This window comes from Urechidicola sp. KH5 (genome assembly GCF_054661455.1).
In genome coordinates this window covers 424,769-444,087 of record NZ_BAAFSW010000003.1, presented here as the reverse complement: position 1 = coordinate 444,087, position 19,319 = coordinate 424,769, and the positions used below count along the sequence as shown (strand labels likewise).

14 protein-coding genes are annotated in these 19,319 nt (G+C 33.6%); 7 read left to right on the top strand and 7 right to left on the bottom strand.

The genetic code is table 11. The features are described 5' to 3' along the window. Position 1: 1 nt before the first annotated feature. From ACYQ5R_RS10455 to ACYQ5R_RS10445, 3 genes are read left to right on the top strand one after another with little or no spacing between them, the layout of a single operon-like run. Complete coding sequence (locus tag ACYQ5R_RS10455) at positions 2–2,431, top strand: GumC family protein (protein WP_460190888.1); 2,430 nt, start codon at positions 2–4, stop codon at positions 2,429–2,431. Positions 2,432–2,441: 10 nt separating this feature from the next. Then, positions 2,442–3,452 carry a Gfo/Idh/MocA family protein gene (locus ACYQ5R_RS10450; RefSeq protein WP_460190887.1) on the top strand — a complete coding sequence of 337 codons (1,011 nt, stop codon included), beginning with the start codon at positions 2,442–2,444 and terminating at the stop codon, positions 3,450–3,452. Next, positions 3,452–4,057 (top strand): sugar transferase, encoded by a 606-nt coding sequence (locus ACYQ5R_RS10445; RefSeq protein ID WP_460190886.1) that lies wholly within the window; start codon positions 3,452–3,454, stop codon positions 4,055–4,057. The genes ACYQ5R_RS10450 and ACYQ5R_RS10445 overlap by 1 nt, the downstream gene beginning before the upstream one ends. On the opposite strand, the gene hutI is transcribed toward ACYQ5R_RS10445, so the two are convergent. Both hutI and fumC read right to left on the bottom strand, forming a co-directional pair. Next, positions 4,035–5,273: an imidazolonepropionase gene (hutI, locus tag ACYQ5R_RS10440; protein WP_460190885.1), complete on the bottom strand. Its 1,239-nt coding sequence runs from the start codon at positions 5,271–5,273 to the stop codon at positions 4,035–4,037. The two genes, ACYQ5R_RS10445 and hutI, sit on opposite strands and share 23 nt — an antisense overlap. Before the next feature lie 63 nt (positions 5,274–5,336). After that, the gene (gene fumC / locus ACYQ5R_RS10435) at positions 5,337–6,734 is read right to left on the bottom strand and encodes a class II fumarate hydratase (RefSeq protein WP_460190884.1); all 1,398 of its coding nucleotides are present in this window, start codon (positions 6,732–6,734) and stop codon (positions 5,337–5,339) included. A 165-nt stretch (positions 6,735–6,899) separates the two neighbouring features. Between fumC and ACYQ5R_RS10430 the strand changes: the two genes are divergently transcribed. Next, positions 6,900–7,067, top strand: coding sequence for a hypothetical protein (locus ACYQ5R_RS10430; protein ID WP_460190883.1), 168 nt, complete (start codon positions 6,900–6,902; stop codon positions 7,065–7,067). A 128-nt stretch (positions 7,068–7,195) separates the two neighbouring features. Here ACYQ5R_RS10430 and ACYQ5R_RS10425 read toward each other — a convergent pair whose 3' ends face one another. The 5 genes from ACYQ5R_RS10425 to prfB all read right to left on the bottom strand — a co-directional run bounded on the left by ACYQ5R_RS10425 (position 7,196) and on the right by prfB (position 14,371). Continuing rightward, complete coding sequence (locus tag ACYQ5R_RS10425; RefSeq protein ID WP_460190882.1) at positions 7,196–9,610, bottom strand: TonB-dependent receptor; 2,415 nt, start codon at positions 9,608–9,610, stop codon at positions 7,196–7,198. Positions 9,611–9,727: 117 nt separating this feature from the next. Continuing rightward, positions 9,728–10,069 carry an arsenate reductase (glutaredoxin) gene (arsC, locus tag ACYQ5R_RS10420; RefSeq protein ID WP_460190881.1) on the bottom strand — a complete coding sequence of 114 codons (342 nt, stop codon included), beginning with the start codon at positions 10,067–10,069 and terminating at the stop codon, positions 9,728–9,730. A 3-nt stretch (positions 10,070–10,072) separates the two neighbouring features. Next, positions 10,073–12,514 (bottom strand): TonB-dependent receptor, encoded by a 2,442-nt coding sequence (locus ACYQ5R_RS10415; RefSeq protein ID WP_460190880.1) that lies wholly within the window; start codon positions 12,512–12,514, stop codon positions 10,073–10,075. A gap of 143 nt (positions 12,515–12,657) precedes the next feature. Next, positions 12,658–13,275, bottom strand: coding sequence for an HAD family hydrolase (locus tag ACYQ5R_RS10410; RefSeq protein WP_460190879.1), 618 nt, complete (start codon positions 13,273–13,275; stop codon positions 12,658–12,660). Next, positions 13,265–14,371: a peptide chain release factor 2 gene (gene prfB, locus ACYQ5R_RS10405; RefSeq protein ID WP_460190878.1), complete on the bottom strand. Its 1,107-nt coding sequence runs from the start codon at positions 14,369–14,371 to the stop codon at positions 13,265–13,267. The genes ACYQ5R_RS10410 and prfB overlap by 11 nt, the downstream gene beginning before the upstream one ends. Positions 14,372–14,463: 92 nt before the next feature. On the opposite strand from prfB, the gene ACYQ5R_RS10400 reads away from it, so the two are divergent. From ACYQ5R_RS10400 to ACYQ5R_RS10390, 3 genes are read left to right on the top strand one after another with little or no spacing between them, the layout of a single operon-like run. Further along, on the top strand, positions 14,464–16,854 hold the full coding sequence (locus ACYQ5R_RS10400) for a zinc-dependent metalloprotease (protein ID WP_460190877.1): 2,391 nt from the start codon (positions 14,464–14,466) through the stop codon (positions 16,852–16,854). 4 nt (positions 16,855–16,858) lie between these two features. Continuing rightward, entirely contained in the window at positions 16,859–17,884 is a 1,026-nt protein-coding gene (locus ACYQ5R_RS10395) for a threonine aldolase family protein (protein ID WP_460190876.1), read from the top strand. Continuing rightward, a complete protein-coding gene (locus ACYQ5R_RS10390; RefSeq protein ID WP_460190875.1) occupies positions 17,881–19,227 on the top strand; it encodes a M28 family metallopeptidase in 1,347 nt (448 codons plus the stop codon). Before ACYQ5R_RS10395 ends, ACYQ5R_RS10390 begins: the two co-directional genes overlap by 4 nt. The last annotated feature ends 92 nt before the right edge of the window (positions 19,228–19,319 follow it).

Sequence of the window (19,319 nt, the reverse complement as noted above, 5' to 3'; positions counted from 1 at the left end):
GATGAGCAACGAATTTGATTTTTTAAAACCAGGTAAGGAAGATATCACAGATTTAAAAGACTTTCTATTTCGAGTTATTTCTCATTGGAAATGGTTTTTAGTAACCATTCCTATTGGATTGGGAATGGCTTATTACCTTAATATTTCTTCAGAAAAAGCTTATGGTCTACATGCAACTATTTCTGTAAAAGAGCAGCAAAACCCATTATTTGCTACTGGTACAAATATAGCCTTTAATTGGGGTGGTGTTAGCGATAAAGTAGAATCTTTAAGAAGAGTAATTAGTTCACGTTCTCATAATGAACAAGTTGTTCGAGAATTGGAGTTTTATGTGGAATATTTGCAAGAGGGACGATTTAGAGTTGAAGATGTTTATGGTAAAACACCTTTTAATGTGGTATTAGAGCCAAACGGGTTTCAACTATTAAATACACTCATTTATATTAGTTTTATTGATAATGAACGATTTAAACTAACTGTTGATTTTGGTGAATCTAAGGAGGCTAGAATGATTAATTACAATTCAGATGAGCAACATATTTACCCTATTACTCAATCTGTTTTTAAAAGTGAGTTCAGTTTAAATGAACCTTTGACGTTACCTTTTATGCGTTGTGCATTACAGTCAATTCCAGGTAGAGGTAATTTAGCAGGTAAGGAGTACATGATACGATTTAAACCTGTGAATGCTGTTGTTGGTAAATATCAAGCGGTGAGAGCAGAACCGATTAGAAATACTTCTCTTTTATCTGTAACACTTACAGGGCCAAATAAGAATAGATTGGTTGATTATTTAAATGAAACTGTAGAATTATTAGCTGAGAAGCAGTTAAATGATAAAACTAACTACGCTAGACAAACCTTAAAATTTATTGAAGAACAGTTTAAAAATACCCAAGATAGTTTGCGTTTAATTGAAGTAGACATGGGGGTTTATAAAGAAGAACAAGACATTTATAATTTATCAGCTGAAGGGAGTAATATATTTTCAAATACCTTAGATATTGATGAAGCTCAATTAACTTTAAATGAAAGATTAGAATATTATGAGAATCTCATAAATTATATCAATAATCATCAGAGTTTTACAAGTATTCCAGCTCCGGCAGTAATTGGAGTTGAAGATGGTTCTATTGCCGGAGAGGTACAAGTTTTGACTTCCTTATCCTTGAAAAAGTTAAAATTAGCTTCTGAGGTTACTGAGAATCATCCATCACTTGTTAGTTTAAATCAAGAGATTGAAGCTGCTAAAATTGTTTTGCTCGAAAACATTGCTTCGGTTAAGAAGATCTTGGAGGTAGATATAAAGAATAGCCAAAAAAGACTTAATATCTATAATACTAAATTACAAGAATTACCAGAAAAAGAGCAACAATTGTTGAATTTTCAAAGAAAATACGCAATGACAGAATCAAATTATAAATATTTGCTTCAAAAAAGATATGAAGCGGATATAGCAATTGCAGCTAGTGTTTCTGACATTACAATATTAGATAGAGCCAAAGATATGGGACAAGCTTCTATGTTACCAAGAACAGGATTCAATTATATGGTAGGCTTTATGTTAAGTATCATTTTACCTTTATTTATTATTGTAATTAAGGAAGTTTTTGATACGAAAATTCAGACTGTTGAGTCTATTGAGCGTTTAACCTCAATTCCAGTTTTAGGGGTTGTGGGTAGAAAAGTAATTGAAAGTAATTTGGCAGTATTTGAGAAGCCTAAATCTTCAGTTGCTGAGGCATTTAGGGCGCTAAGGTCAAATATTCATTTCTTATTTAGTAGAAATACTAATTTAAATAAATCAAAAACCGTCGTTTTTACTTCTTCAGTAAGTGGAGAGGGAAAAACTTTTTGCTCTATTAATATGGCTACAGTTTTTGCTCTTAGCGGCAAGAAAACTGTATTGGTAGGACTAGATTTAAGAAAGCCAAAAATATTTGGAGAATTTAATTTGGATAGTAATTTAGGAGTGGTGAATTATCTTATTGGCCAATCATCTTTAAAGGAGGTAATTCAAAAAACTCAAATTGAAAATTTAGATTTAATAATATCTGGACCCATCCCTCCAAATCCTTCAGAACTTTTAATTAGTGATGCATCAGCCTCGATGATTAAACAGTTACAAGAAGATTATGAATATGTCATATTAGATACACCCCCAATTGGTTTGGTTACTGATGCCTTTGACATTATTAAATTTGCAGATGTAACGTTATATGTCATTAGACAAGGATTTACACAAAAAGGAATGATCAAAATGGTGAATAGAAAATATGAAATGAATGAAATGAAGAATATAAGTATAGTATTAAATAATTTTAAGGTGAAGTCAAAATATGATATGGGTTACGGTTATGGAAATGGTTATGGTCAAGGTTATCACGACAACGGAAAACGATCTTTATTCCAAAGAATATTTAATAGGTAGAGCATAAACGATGAAAAAGATAAGGTTTGCTATCGTAGGTTGTGGGCATATTGGGAAACGTCATGCTGAAATGGTGTTAAGAGCAAATGAAGCCGAATTAGTTGCCCTTATAGATGTAAAGTCAAAAGCAGATTTGCATATTGAGAATTTTGATGTTCCATTCTTTGAAAGTTTAAATGAATTTCTTTTAAGTAAAATAGAAGTGGACGTAGTTACCATTGCAACTCCAAATGGATATCATGCATCCCAAGCATTGCAAGTTCTAAATTCAGGCTCACATGTTGTAATTGAAAAACCAATGGCATTAACTAAAGCTGATGCTGAGAAGGTTATATTTAAGGCATTACAATTGGATAAACAGGTTTTTGCTGTTATGCAGAATAGATATTCACCACCCTCAGTATGGTTAAAAGAGATTATTGATTCCAATGCACTAGGTGATTTATATTCCGTGCATATCAATAGTTTTTGGAACCGAGATGAACGTTATTATACGGAGGATTCTTGGCATGGTGACAAAAAATTGGATGGTGGTACATTATTTACTCAGTTTTCACATTTTATTGATATAATGTATTGGTTGTTTGGAGATATAACCAATATCAATGCAGTAATGAAAGACTTTAAACATCAAAACATGACCGATTTTGAGGATACAGGTATTGTTAACTTCGAATTTGTTGATGGAGGTTTTGGTAGTTTTAATTTTTCTACAGCAGTTTGGAATAAGAACATGGAAAGTTCAATGACAATTATAGCTGAAAAAGGATCTGTTAAAGTGGGTGGACAATATATGAATGAAGTAGAGTATTGCCATATAGAAGATTATAAAATGCCCGATTTGGAGGCCACCAACCCGGGTAATGATTATGGTACTTACAAAGGATCTGCCCAAAATCATCATTATGTTATTCAAAATGTAATAGATGTCTTAAATAATAAAAAGACTATTACTACAAATGCTTTAGAAGGTATGAAGGTGGTCGATATCATAGAGCGTATTTACCAAAGTGCTAAATAATGCTCTCAAAAAAGCAACAAATTTTTAAACGCCTTTTTGACTTTACCTTTGCCTTGGTAGGACTTTGTTTTGCAATAATTCCTTTATTGATTTTAATATTGATAGCTTCTTTTTCAACTCGATCTTTTGGAATTTTTAAGCAAGAACGGGTTGGCCAGTTTGGTCAAATTTTTGTTTTGTACAAAATTAAGTCAATGAGAAAAGGCGTTACTAAAGGTCATATTACAACCTCTGCAGATATTAGAATTACAAGTTTTGGTAAATTTTTAAGAAACACTAAACTTGACGAATTTCCACAGCTTATTAATGTATTATTTGGTTCTATGAGTTTTGTAGGCCCTAGGCCAGATATTAAAGGGTATGCCGATAAATTGGAAGGTGATGACAGAATTATTTTGTCAGTAAAACCAGGTATTACGGGGCCAGCTACGTTGTATTATTCTAATGAAGCAGAACTTTTAGCAAAACAATCAGATCCTATTAATTATAATAATACCGTTATTTGGCCACATAAAGTTGAGATGAATAGACATTATGTTTTAGAATGGAATTTTCTGAAAGACTTGCGATATTGTTGGAGATCTATTCTACAGGTTTTCCATTAATAAAAACGCTCTCAATTAAATTACTGCCAAAAGCATAAGGTAAATAACCATAACTAGGAATTTCTTTCGTTAAAATAAGATTTGCTTTTTTACCTTTTGTAATACTACCATGGGTTTTTTCTAACCCCATTGCATAAGCACCATTTATAGTTGCTGCATTAATAGCTTCTTCAGGAGTCATTTTCATTTTTATACAAGCTTCCGAAACTACTTGATTCATATTTCCTGAAGGGGTAGAACCAGGGTTGAAGTCTGTAGCCAAGGCAAGAGCTAACCCTTCTGAAATCATTTTTCTTACAGGGGTATACGGAATGCTTAGGAAATAGGAGCATAGCGGCAAGGCAACTGGCATTGTGTTTGAATTTTTTAGAGCATTTATATCTTCAGTTCTCATTAACTCCAGATGGTCTACAGATAAAGCATTATGTGCAATACCTGATTGGATACCCCCAATTGCTGTAAATTGGTTCACATGAATTTTTCCTATCAATCCAAATTCAGCAGCTGCTGATAATAATCGATTTGTATCTTCTACTGTAAAATATCCGGTTTCACAAAAAATGTCAATATATTCCGTAATTTTCTCTGCAACTATAACAGGTAAAAAATCGCTTATTACTGCATCAATATAAGCCGATGAATTTCCATTAAAACTTTTTGGAATAGCATGAGCGGCCAAATAGGTGGCTTTAATGTCAATAGGATAATTTACTTGTAGCTTTTTTATAACACGAAGCATTTTTAACTCTGTCTCAAGCGTTAATCCATAACCAGATTTTATCTCAATAGCTCCCGTACCTAATTTCATAACTTCTTCGAGTCTTTTAGAAGATTGTTGGTATAAATCAGATTCTGAAGTTTCTTGTAGTTTTTTTGCAGAATTAAGTATGCCGCCACCTTCATTGGCTATTTGTTCATAGGTTTTACCTTTTATCCGTGCAACAAATTCTTGTTCTCTGTTTCCAGCATAAACAATATGTGTATGTGAGTCGCACCAAGCTGGTAAAATCATTTTTTCAGAAGCATCAATATTCTTGTCTGCATTGATTTTCGGAAAATCAGACATTTTACCAAAGTCTTTTATAATATCATCTTCTAGAAGTAGATACGCATTTTTAATTGTTGGTAATACTGCCATTTTTGAACCTGACACTTTATCAACTTGCGTTTCTCTTACTTGCAATAATTCTTTGATGTTTGTTATTAATGTCGTCATAATTCAAATGTATAAAAAAAGGCAAAACCTAAGCTTTGCCTTTTTAATAAGTATTTTACTTTATTATTTCAAACTTCCAGTCATATCTGCAGGAATTACCCAAGCGTCATATTCTTCGGCAGTTACATAACCTAGATTGATTGCTTCTTCTTTTAATGTTGTTCCATTCTGGTGCGCTGTATTGGCGATTTCAGCCGCTTTGTAATAACCAATTTTTGTATTCAATGCTGTTACTAACATTAAAGAGTTGTTAAGTAATTGGTTGATTACTTTATGATTTGGTTCAATACCAACAGCACAATTTTCATTGAATGACACACATGCATCACCTATTAATCTAGCTGATTGCAAAAGGTTTGCTGCCATCATCGGTTTAAATACATTCAGCTCGTAATGTCCTTGGGTACCACCAACTGTTACTGCAACATCATTACCCATTACTTGCGCACAAACCATAGTAATCGCCTCTGCTTGTGTAGGGTTTACTTTCCCAGGCATGATAGAAGAACCAGGTTCATTAGCAGGAATGATTAATTCACCAATACCTGATCTAGGACCAGAAGCCATCATACGAATATCGTTGGCAATTTTATTTAATGAAACTGCAATTTGTTTTAAAGCTCCATGTGTTTCAACTATCGCATCATGGGCTGCTAATGCTTCAAACTTATTCTCTGCAGTAACAAATGGTAAACCTGTAAATTCTGCGATATATTTAGCAACTAGTACATCATAGCCATTTGGCGTGTTTAAACCTGTACCAACAGCTGTTCCACCTAAAGCTAATTCAGATAGATGTGCCAAGGTGTTTTTTAGCGCCTTTAAACCATGATCTAATTGAGAAACATAACCAGAAAATTCTTGACCTACGGTTAAAGGTGTAGCATCCATTAAGTGCGTTCTACCAATTTTAACTACATCTTTAAATGCTTCAGCTTTTACTGCTAACGTATTTCTTAAGGTTTCAATTCCTGGGATAGTAGTTTCAACAACCATTTTATAGCATGCTATATGCATACCGGTAGGGAAGGTATCGTTTGAAGATTGCGATTTATTCACATCATCATTTGGTTGAATAGTTTTCTCTCCTTCACCAATTACTTTACCAGCCATTTCATGTGCTCTATTGGCAACAACTTCATTTACATTCATGTTGCTTTGAGTACCAGAACCTGTTTGCCAAATAACTAATGGAAATTGATTGTCATGTTTTCCTTCTAAAATTTCGTCGCAAACCGCACCAATCAAATCTCTTTTATCTTCAGAAAGAACACCTAACTCACAGTTGGTGTAAGCAGCGGCTTTTTTAAGGTAGGCAAAGCCATAAACAACTTCTAGAGGCATAGATGCCGGTGCTCCAATTTTAAAGTTATTTCTAGAACGTTCAGTCTGCGCGCCCCAATACTTGTCAGCAGGAACTTTAACAGTACCCATAGTATCTTTTTCTATTCTATATTCCATGATTTATAAGCTAAATAATTGTGTTACAAAGGTACTAAGAAGTGAGAATTTTTTAATGATTTATAGATAATATTTTGACGTTGAAAACTTAGAAAAAAGTATAAAAAGTACTTGTGTTAAATAAAAAATAAATACTACTTTTGTACTTGTATTAAAACGAAACTTATGGACTTTTCACAATATTCAGGATTTTTACTTTTCTTAACCATTTTTACAATGGGATTTTGGTTAATGATTTTCTTATTGACTTTTGTAATTCCTTATTGGATTATCGGTTATTTAAGAGAAGAGTGGAAACTGCGTAAAACTGAAAAAGCAGTTATTGAAGAATAACGATCCGCTAAAATATTTAAAAGGCTTGTCAAATGTGACAAGCTTTTTTTTTGACTTTTAATTACATATTGTATAAAAAAAACCGAAGCAAATAAGCTTCGGTTCTATTTTATAAAAGTATTTTTCTTTTAGAATCCCATATCTTCACCACCTCCATCATAGTCGCCGCCACCATTTCTTCGGCCGTTGCGTTTTTTCTGTTGGTTGAATCTATAGGTAAATGTTGCTCTAATTTGACGTTGTCTGTACTGAAATTCACTATACCTGTAAGAGAATTCATCAAATGTTGTGGTAGAAATTCTTTTACGAGAATTTAGTAAGTCGCTCACATTTAATGAGATTGTCGCATTCTCTTTTAAAACATCTTTACTAAATGCTAAATTTATTCCTACACGTCCATCCGTTTGTGTTTGAAAGTTTTGAGAAGGAGCTCTATAGTCTACAGTAGTTTGCCAATCAATACCATACGGTAAGTTAACTCTTGAGTTTACTCGAGCAAACCAACTATCGTTATCGTAATCAGGAACTTCACCATTACCATCTCTGGCAGATTTAAAGAAATTTAAACTAGTTGTTAATCTCCAAATTTTAAACGGGTTGTAGTTAAATGAAAACTCCCAACCTAAACGCTGCTCAGATGCAATATTACGAGGTGTTGTAATAGCAATTCCATCTTCATACTCAACAATGTAATCAAATACATCTGTTGCGTAATTATAGTATACAGAAGTATTGAATGTGAATTTATTGAACTTATGTAAGTATCCAATGTCTACTCCATTAGAGATTGAAGGATCTAAATCTGGATTTCCTTTAAAAATGTTTGTCTCACTAACACGAGATGGAAACGGGTTTAAAAAACGTCCTCTAGGTCTTCTTATTCTTCTGTTGTAACCTAATGTTAAACTTGATTCATCATTAATTTCATAAGCTAGGTTAGCAGTAGGGAATAGGTTGGTATATTTTTTCTCGTCTTTGAAGTTAGTGTCGGGCAATTCACTTTCACTTTCAACTTGAACATCAATATTTGTATTCTCTAATCTCAATCCAAATAAAGCAGAGAATGCTCCCCATTTTGTGCCGTATTGCGTGTAAACCGCATTTACATTTTCATTATAAATAAACAGGTTAGATAAATCTGGATTAAATATAAAATCGCCATCATCATTCATTTCTTCAAGAATGTTGTCAGATTCATTATTGTTAATGATAATTCTAACTCCTGCTTCAAACTGTTTTGATTCACCTACAGGCCACACATAATCACTTTGAAGTAAAATTTCTGTTTGATCTTCTAATACGGAAGTACGCTCAAATCCTAATTCTGTAGTTGGAAAAGTTATGGCTTCAATAATATCAGCCATTTCATCATCTTGACTTTTTTCATGTCGAAAATCAACAGTAAGTTTGTGATCGTCTTTGTCAAAAGATTGAATAAAGTTTAGATTAAATTCTAGTTGTTTGTCTAATTCATCTTCTAATTCAAGTCTGTATCCTAGTTGTGTTTCAATCCAATTTTCGGTATAATTAGCATTATCAGCACGAGCTTCATTATCTCTTGTAGCATAGTTGTATAAAGCACTACCAGTTAGCGATGCTTTATCTGTAAACATATATTCTAGACCAAATTGAGTGTTAAAACCTCTTCTTATTCTTTTATATGTCCTGTCTTCAATACTATAGTAATCATCAATGTTTTGCATATCTACAGTTTCGAAATAACCATTACCTGGAGAGTTGCTGTAGTTTAAACCAGTATTTGTAAAGAAATTAACTTTTTTAGTTCTCCAGTTTAAGTTACCAGATAACCCGTAGGCTTCTGGAGTTCCAATAATAGCATTGACAGTACCATTAAATCCTTGGGCTTTTCCTTTTCTTAATATGATATTTAAAATACCTGCAGTACCTTCTGCATCGTATCTGGCTGATGGTGATGTTATAACTTCTACTTTTTCAATAGCCTCAGCAGGTAATTGTTTTAATGCATCGTTACCCAATCCAACCATAGCAGAGGGACGTCCATTAATTAATATACGTACATTTTCATTACCTCTTAAACTAACAGCACCTTCAACATCTACGGTAACAGATGGCACATTGTCTAGTACATCTACCGCATTACCACCTTTAACAGTCATATCTTTACCTACATTAAAAATCTTTTTATCTAACCTTATTTCTACGGTACTTTTTTCGGCAATAATTTCTACTTCTTCTAAAGCTTCTGCGCTTGCATTAAGTGCAATCGTTCCTAAGTAGGTATCTTTTGTTAAATCTAGATTATTTAAAGTTTTTGATTCAAATGATAAAAATTCAATGGTTATATCGTAGTTACCTGCATTTATTTCGATATCGAATCTACCATCTACACCTGTAACGCCTCCGGTTACATTGCCACCATTTGTAGGAGTAATGATTATCGTAGTATATTCTAAAGGTTGACTTGTTTCCTCTTCTGTTACAGTTCCCGAAACATTAATTTTTTGAGCAAATGCAGTGCTTACTAATAAGAGCAATATTAAAAGGTTGAAGTATTTTAACATTGGTTGTAATTTGTTTTCTTTTAAGGATTGCAAATGTAACCGCAGGCATAACCTACTTTCGTTAAAGTACTGTTAAAACAAGTGTATAAATTACACATAAATAATTTAGGAATATTGCTACATGATTTCTTCTATAGCTTCTGCCGGTCGACCAATAACAGCTTTATCACCAATAATAATAATAGGGCGTTCAATTAATTTGGGATTAATTACCATAGCCTCAATAATTTGACTATCAGAAAGTTCTTTACCTTTAAAATTCTCTTTCCAAATAGCTTCTGATTTTCTGACAAGATTTTTAGGGGAGATTCCTAATTTATTGATAATATCTGTTAATTCTGAAGGAGTAGGGGGAGTAGTTAAATAAAGTACCGTTTCAAATTCAATTTTTTTCGCTTCTAGATATGCAACGCCCTCTCTACTTTTTCTGCATCTTGGATTGTGATAAATCTTAACCATTGTTTAATATTTTTCTTCGTCGTCTTTCGAGTCAAAATTAAGGTTTTTATCTTGTTTACTCTGGTTGAATCTCCAAGTAAAAGATAATAATACCTGAGGCTGTTTCCACTGGGTATTTGTATAGGAAATAACATTATCAGGCCAACGAGTTCTTTTTGTTCGATTTGAGTTGAAAACATCTGTGGCAATTAGCGATATTGTTGCCTTGTTATCAAACAAATCTTTATTTGCAGCTATATTCAAATAGGCGTAAGCCTCACGCTCAGAATATGCAGCTTTTGAATTTAAAAAATATTCACCTGTAACTTGTAATGCCACTTCATGTGGCAGATCCATAGCACTTGTAACTTTAGCATTTCCAGTTACATTTGTATTACCGTAATCAAGAATTATAGTTTCATTATTAGAATCTTGATAGGTGAAAATTCCTTCTTGTGTAACATAACGCAAGTCAAATGTCCCCGTTAAATTCCACCAATCATTTGCAGCATAGGTCGCTACCATTTCTGCTCCCAAGAAACTTAAGAAACCAAGGTTTACAGGCGAATTAATCAATTTAGGAACACCATTTACAATTTCACCATTTTCGTAAGTTACAAATTGCCAAATATCGTCGTAATGTCTAAAATATAAAGTGGGATTAAAGTTGAGTTTTGCTTCTTCATTTTGGTTTAAAAAGCTCAATTCGATTGAATTGATATAATATGGTAGTAATTTTTTGTTTCCAACATACGAGGTAGTTTCACTTATTCTTTGCTCAAACGGATTAATACTTGGGTAATCTACACGTTGTAATCCTCTTCTGTAGGAAAGACTCAAACCATGATTGTCAGATAATTTATAATCAATATTAAAGCTTGGGAAATAATCGGTGAAGTTGGTTTTAACTTGTTCTTCTGAATCTAATAATTGAGCATCTAAGCGAGTGTGTTCAATACCAAGCCCAATACCATAAGACCAATTCTCTTGTTCTTGATCAAATTGAATATATCCTCTGTGCCAATCTTCTTTAAAATCAAAAACATTAGAGGTTGAAGGGTCAATTACAAAATCACCGTTTTCAATTATTTTGTTGATAAATGTAGTTTCAATCTTACCCAAATTAGCTTCATACCCAACACCCAAAATCGTTTGGTCATTTATTGGGTAATCATATCCAACGAACCAATAAGTATTTCTTAGTTTTAAATGATCATAAATCAATTCATTATCTAATATTAATTCTTGATAAGGATATAAATCGCGATTAAAAAGTTTTCTGTCTTTTATTTCATTATCATACGAATAAGAGAACTCTGCATAAAATAATTCTCCCAAGCGATCCGTATATTTCTGATAAATACCAGCTATTTCATAAATATCATCATCAAATTGAGTTTCTAATTTTCGTTCAGAAATTAAATTTAGGATATCGTCTTGATCATAATATTTTGTTGTATTTAGATTGTTGTAATCACCATTAAAGAGCGAATAAGTTCCTTCAATATTTACAACTTCATAATCACTTAAATAATAATCGGCTCCAATGGTAGTCTCAAAAACTACATTTTTACGTTCATAGTCTCTTAGTTCTTTTATACTGTTATCTAGAGTTGCATTGGTAAAATATTTGTTTTTTACTTTGGTGTTAGCTGCGGGCTTTCTATGAAATAGATTTGTGTTTGTGTAAAGATTTAGATTACCATTTCTATAATTAATACTTGTGGCTCCTCCATATACTTGTGTTTCATCTAAAGATACAGTGCCAGTAACAGACCCATTTAAACCGTTGTCTATTCCTTTTTTAAGAACAATATTGATAATTCCAGAACTGCTGTCACCACTAAATCTGGCTGATGGGTTGGTTATAACTTCTATTTTTTGAATACTACTGGCGGGGAGGTTTTGCAAAGCCTCAAGTTTTGTTTGAGTAGAGATTCTTCCATTAATCATAATTTTTGGTCTACTACCTCTAATCATAGGTATACCCTCTGCAGTAACAGTAACAGAAGGTACATTACCCAAAACATTGATTGCAGTACCTCCATTAGACACTACATCTTTATCAACATTATATGTTTGTTTATTTAAACTTAAAACTGTTGCAGTATTCGATGTTTGTGTAACTGAAATTTCATTTAAGGCTTCAGTTGAAATTTCTAATTGAATTTCACCTAAGTCAAAATCGTTATTTGATATAGTAATATTTTCAGAGAATGAAGTATAGCCCAAATATTCAAAAGTAGCCGTGTAATTTCCGTTTGAAGCATTCAATTTAAAGCTCCCATTTTTTGATGTAACAGTTCCACTATGCAATGAGTCGGCATGATATAAAGCAACAGTCGCGTATTGCAACCCTTTTTTTGTTAAAGCATCTACTACTTTGCCTTTAACAAAAAAGTCTTGTCCGTACATCAATAGGGAACAAAAAGAAACAAAAAATAAACAAAGGAATTTTTTGGTCATTTAGTAGGGTTGATCACTGGGTTGAATGTTGATTTTTCATGCAAAATTCATTAAAGGTGGCAATATAATTAATTAATGTGAAAAATTAACAAAACGTTAACCGAAATGAACCATTTGTATATAATGGTTAGCATATTGTTCGTTTAAATCATAATCTGATATTCAGATAACAAGTCTTTTAATGGTCTAGCTCCAGTAAATTGTACTGATGCCAATCCGTTTTTTTTGGCAGCTTTAACATTTTCTGGATTATCATCAATAAAAATGGCATTTTCGGCAGAAATGTCAAACCTGTCTAAAATTAATTGGTAAATTTCATCGTGAGGTTTTCTCATTTTTTCATATCCAGAAACGATAACTCCTTCAAAATCTTTAAAGAAAGGGAACAATTCCAATGCTTTATCCCATTTTTCACTACTCCAATTTGTTAAAGCATAAACTCTAAAATCTGTGTTCTTAATTAGGTGCTGTTGTAGTTTAACATTGGCCTCAATAGTACCTTCAAACATTTCTTCCCAACGTTCATAGAATAGTTCTATTTGACTTTTGTAATTAGGGAATTCCTCTATTTTTAATGCTACAGCATCCTTAATAAGTCGGCCACCATCTTGTTCAATATTCCATTCAGATGTACATACATTGTCTAGAAACCATTTTGCTTCCTCTTGAGTATCGAACACATTTTTATACAAATTCATTGGATCCCAGTCTACCAAGACACCTCCTAAATCAAATATTATTGTATCTATATTAGAGTTCATTTGCTGTTTCTTTTTGTCCGTTTAACATTAAAAATGCTTTTAAAAAAGAATCTATATCACCATTCATAACAGCATCTACATTACCTGTTTCATGCGCTGTTCTTACATCTTTCACTAATTTATAAGGGTGCATTACATAATTTCTTATTTGTGACCCCCATTCTATTTTCATCTTACCAGCTTCAATATCATCTCGTGCTTCTTGACGTTTTTTTAGTTCAATTTCATACAACTGTGATTTTAACATTTGCATAGCACGATCTCTATTTTCATGTTGCGAACGTGTTTCAGAGCAAGAAATTTGAATACCTGTAGGTTTATGGGTAAGCTGCACTTTGGTTTCTACTTTATTAACATTTTGACCACCCGCACCACTAGAACGTGCTGTGGTTATTTCTATATCGGCTGGATTAATTGCAATTTCAATAGTATCATCTACCAATGGATAAACATAAACAGATGCAAAACTAGTATGTCTTTTAGCGTTGCTATCAAATGGCGAGATTCGCACCAATCTATGAACTCCATTTTCACCTTTTAAATACCCAAAAGCAAATTCTCCATCAATCTCAATTGTAGCCGTTTTTATACCTGCAACATCACCATCTTGATAATTCAATTCACGCACTTTAAAACCTTGTCGTTCACTCCACATTATATACATACGTAGTAGCATTGCAGCCCAATCACAACTTTCAGTACCGCCAGCACCAGCTGTTATTTGTAACACTGCACTAAGATTATCACCCTCATCAGATAGCATATTTCTAAACTCAATATTCTTTAAAAGTTCTATGGTAGTTTCGTGTTGCTTTATAACATCAGCTTCTTCACCCATATCTTCCTTGTAAAAATCATAGAGAACTTCTAAATCTTCTAAATGTGTTTTTAAAGTATTGTAATCTTCAACCCATTTCTTTTTGCTTCGAAGTCCTTTCATAAAAACTTCTGCCTCTTTAGGATTGTTCCAGAATTCAGGGTTTGCTGTCTGCTCTTCTTCATTCGCTATTTCAATCAACTTTCTATCGATATCTAAGTAGGATCTCAGTTTTTCAATTCGTTGCGAAATATCTTTAATCTGGTCGCTTGTAATCATAAAACAAAAATAGAATTTTATTTAGGATTGCATGGTGCACTGCGTTGAAATTGTCCAACGATTTAATTACTTTTAAGCAAATTTTCAAACAAATGAAACAACTACTTCTCAGCATGTTCTTATGCTTAGCTGTGCAGTCTGTTTTTGCACAATTTTTATCAGATAAAAATGAGGTTATAAAATTCGGTGGTTATTTTGACTTTTACTATGTAGGTTCAGAAGATAAAATCTACTTAGAAGTTTCCGAAATAGACGCAGAATTTCTATATGTGCATGCCATGGCTCAAGGAATTGGTTCTAATGATATTGGCATTGATAGAGGGCAATTGGGTAACGGAGTGGTAGTGAAATTTCAAAAGGCAGGAAATAAATTACTCTTGGTCCAGCCTAACCAGCGATATAGAGCAATAACTGATAATGAGGACGAACGTAATTCAATTACTGAGGCATTTGCAAAATCGGTTCTACACGGGTTTAAAATTATTGAAACTAAAAATAATGTACACTTAATTGATGCTACTGATTTTTTTATGAGAGATGCCCATGGCGTTTCAAATACCTTATCAAGAAATAAACAAGGGAATTATAAATTAGATAAAAGTAAAAGTGCTGTATATCTAGACAGAACAAAGGCGTTCCCTAAGAATGTCGAATTTGAAACAATATTAACTTTTACTGGGAAACCTACAGGAGGTCACATTAGAAGTGTTGCTCCAGATGCATCGGTAGTTACAGTGCATCAACATCATTCATTTGTAGAATTACCAGACAATCAATATAAACCACGAGCGTTTGACCCTAGATCTGGTGGGTATCCAATGAGTTATATGGACTACGCTACTCCTGTAAATCAATCAATCATCAAACGCTTAATATATAGACATCGTTTAGAAAAGAAAGATCCTTCGGCAACTGTGAGCGAGGCTGTAGAACCAATAGTTTATTACTTAGATAGAGGAGCTCCAGAACCTATACGTTCTGCCTTGTTAGACGGTGCTCGTTGGTGGAATCAAGCATTTGAAGCTATTGGTTATAAAGATGCTTTTCAGGTTAAAATGTTACCAGAAGATGCAGATCCTTTAGATTTAAGATACAATGTAATTCAATGGGTACATAGATCTACAAGAGGGTGGAGTTACGGCGGAAGTATTTCTGATCCTAGAACTGGAGAAATAATAAAAGGTCATGTTAGTCTAGGTTCATTGCGAATTAGACAAGATTTTTTAATAGCCCAAGCATTGCAAGCTCCTTATAAGACAGCAACAACTCAAGATCAATTTGCTTTAGAAATGGCCTTGGCTAGAATAAGACAGTTATCGGCACATGAAGTAGGTCATACCTTAGGGTTTGCACATAACTTTTCGGCAAGTACAGTAAATAGATCGTCGGTTATGGATTATCCGCATCCATTGTTAAAAGTAGTTGATAATAAAATTGATTTTTCAAATGCCTATGCTGTTGGTATTGGTGATTGGGATAAGGTTACAGTAGCTTACGCTTATCAAGATTTTGTAGAGAATGAATCTGCGGAGTTACAAGAAATTTTAGATGCAGCCTTTGAAAACGGACATAAATATCTATCTGATGCTGATGCACGACCAACTGGAAGTGCAAGTGCTACAGCCCATTTATGGGATAATGGATCGGATTTAGCTGAAGAGTTAGAAAGTATTTTGGAAGTAAGGTCTTTGGGCTTGGAAAATTTCTCTTTAGCAAATATCAAATCAAAAGAACCATATAGTGTATTAGAAGATGTTTTTGTGCCGTTATATTTATTTCATAGATATCAAACCGAAGCAGTTGTAAAATTGATTGGAGGTTTAGATTATTCGTATGCAGTAAAAAATGGGCCTCATCAAAAAGTAACAAGAGTCGATGGAAAAACAGAACGCAAAGCGCTAGAAGCTTTGTTAAATACATTAGATGTAGAAAACTTAAAAATTTCAGAAGAACATTTAGCACTTTTTCCTCCTAGAGCAATTGGGTACAATAGAACTAGAGAGTCTTTTAAAAGTAAAACCGGTGTGGCATTTGACTACTTTAGTACAGTAAACACAGCTGTTGCGTTACCATTGAGCTTATTACTACACCCAGAGCGTACCAACAGATTAATTCAGCATAAAAGCTTAGAAGATAGTCAATTAGGATTGGATGAACTTATTGATACGTTAATTAAAAACACATTCAAAAAACAGCATAAAAACAATTACAGCAATGAACTTCAGTATGTTGTTAATATTGAATTTTTAAATCAACTTATGGCATTGGCCGTAAGTGACAATTCCTTTTTGCAAACCAAAGCAATTGCCAATGCTAAAATCAATGAAATTAGTTCGATATTAAGTGAAAGTAAAAACATAACGCAATCAGTATATAATCAAGAATTATTAAGAACTATTTCACAATTTAAGAAAGATCCAAGTAAGTTTAAAAAGTCTAGTGCGCCAAAAATGCCAGATGGCTCACCAATTGGAACAAATTAATTATATGACAGTAAATTTTATAAGTGACACAGTTACAAAACCAACATTAGAAATGTTGGAGGTAATGATGCATGCTCAAGTAGGAGATGATGTGTTTAAACAAGATCCGAGTGTAAATGAACTTGAAGCAAAAGCTGCAGCTATGTTTGGTATAGAGGCCGCCTTATTTTTTCCTTCAGGCACCATGGCAAACCAAACAGCTATAAAAGTTCATACGCAACCAGGTGATCAAATGATTTGCGATAAATGGGCGCATGTATATAATTTTGAAGGGGGTGGAGCTGCTTTCAATTCAGGTGTTACATCAGCATTAATTGATGGACATAAAGGTATGTTTACGGCCGCTCAAGTTGAAGAGAAGATTCACCCTAAAGACAATATTCATCTAACCTACTCTAAATTAGTTGCTGTAGAAAACACAACTAATAAAGGTGGTGGTGCTTGTTGGGATTTTGAGGAGTTGAAGAAAATAAGGGCAGTTTGTGATGCCAATAATTTAGGATATCATTTAGATGGAGCGCGCTTATTTAATGCCTTAGTTGCAAAAAACGAAACACCTGCTCAATACGGCGCTTTATTTGACTCTATTTCTATTTGTATGTCTAAAGGTTTAGGAGCTCCTGTAGGTTCACTATTATTAGGTTCTGAAGATTTTATTGCTCGTGCTTTGCGTGTTCGTAAACTATTTGGTGGAGGTATGCGTCAAGCGGGATATTTGGCCGCTGCTGCAGCCTATGCCTTAGATCATCATGTAGATCGATTGGCAGAAGATCATCAAAAGGCAAAATCATTGGAAACTTGCTTGCAATCTGTAAATTGGGTTTCTAAGGTAGAGCCAGTAGAAACCAATATTGTAATCTTTAATGTAAGTGAAGGAGTTCATGAAGATACCTTTATAAAAAATATGGCAGATAAAGGTATTTTGTTAATTGGCATGGGAGAAGGCAAGTTGCGATTGGTTACTCATTTAGAGGTTACGGATGAAATGATGCAAAAAGCAATACATGAATTTAAAAATTATACTCCATGAGAATTTTAATACTACTTTTTAGTTTTGTTGTAGCTACGAGTCTAGCGCAATCAGAAGTTGATTTAAAATTGCAAGCAATAGCTAAGGCGACTTCTCCAGAGCGGCTTGCAAATGACATAGAAACTCTTGCCAATTTTGGTACGCGCCATACCTTGTCTGATACTATTTCGGAAACAAGAGGAATTGGAGCTGCTAGAAGGTGGATTAAAAGTGAATTTGAACAGATATCGCAAGACTGTAATAACTGTTTAGAGGTATCATATAATAGCGATATTGTAAAAGCCGATGGTAGACGTATTGTTTTTGATACGAAGGTAGTTAATGTGGTAGCAATTCAAAGAGGAACAAAGTATCCGAACAAATATGTAATAATGTCTGGAGATATTGATTCTCGCGTAAGCGACCCTAACAATTATACCTCGGATTCTCCTGGAGCAAATGACAATGCTAGTGGAATGGCAGGAGCTCTTGAAGCAGCTCGTATATTGTCTAAATACGAGTTTCCAGTTTCTGTTGTATATGTAGGTCTATCAGGTGAAGAGCAAGGATTGTATGGTGGTAAAATATTAGCTGCTCATGCCAAGGCAAACAATTGGGATATTATTGGAGTGCTAAATAATGATATGATAGGTAACATTCATGGTATTGATGGTGTGATAGACAATAGTACCTTTAGAGTGTTTTCTGAAGCCATTTCTATGGAAGCAACAGATCGCGATAAGCGTTTAATGCGTTTTTATGGTGGAGAAGTTGATGGACCTTCAAGACAATTAGCGCGCTACATAGATAAATTAACAGATGCCTACATGGAAAACCTAGATGCCATCATGATTTATAGACTGGATCGTTTTGGTAGAGGGGGACATCACAGGCCTTTTAATGACGAGGGTTTTGCAGGTGTTAGAATTATGGAAACACATGAAAATTACAATAGACAGCATCAAGATATTCGAACTGAAAACGGAATAGATTATGGTGATGTGCTTTCAGGGGTAAATTTTGATTATGCTGCTAAATTAACTGCTGTAAACTGTATTACATTAGCTGGTTTGGCTTGGGCTCCAGAGGCTCCTGCCAATGTGCAAATAGGTGGAGCGGTGCAACCTTCAACTAGATTAAAATGGGATAAAAGCGATGATAGCGATATTGTTGGGTATAAAGTGTATTGGAGAGCTACGACAAGCGCACAATGGGAGTACAGCACATTTGTAGGCAATGTTCAAGAATATACACTAGAAAATATTGTAATAGACAATTATTTATTTGGTATTGCGGCAGTAGGCAAAAACGGTGCAGAGAGTTTGGTATCGTTTCCTTATGCGTTGATACCAAGAGGGGAGTGATTTTAATTGAATTTTGAAAAGTTTCGCTTAACAACCTGCTAAACGTAGTTCTGTGTTTTAAGAGTAAATATAAAGAATTTGAACAACTATTA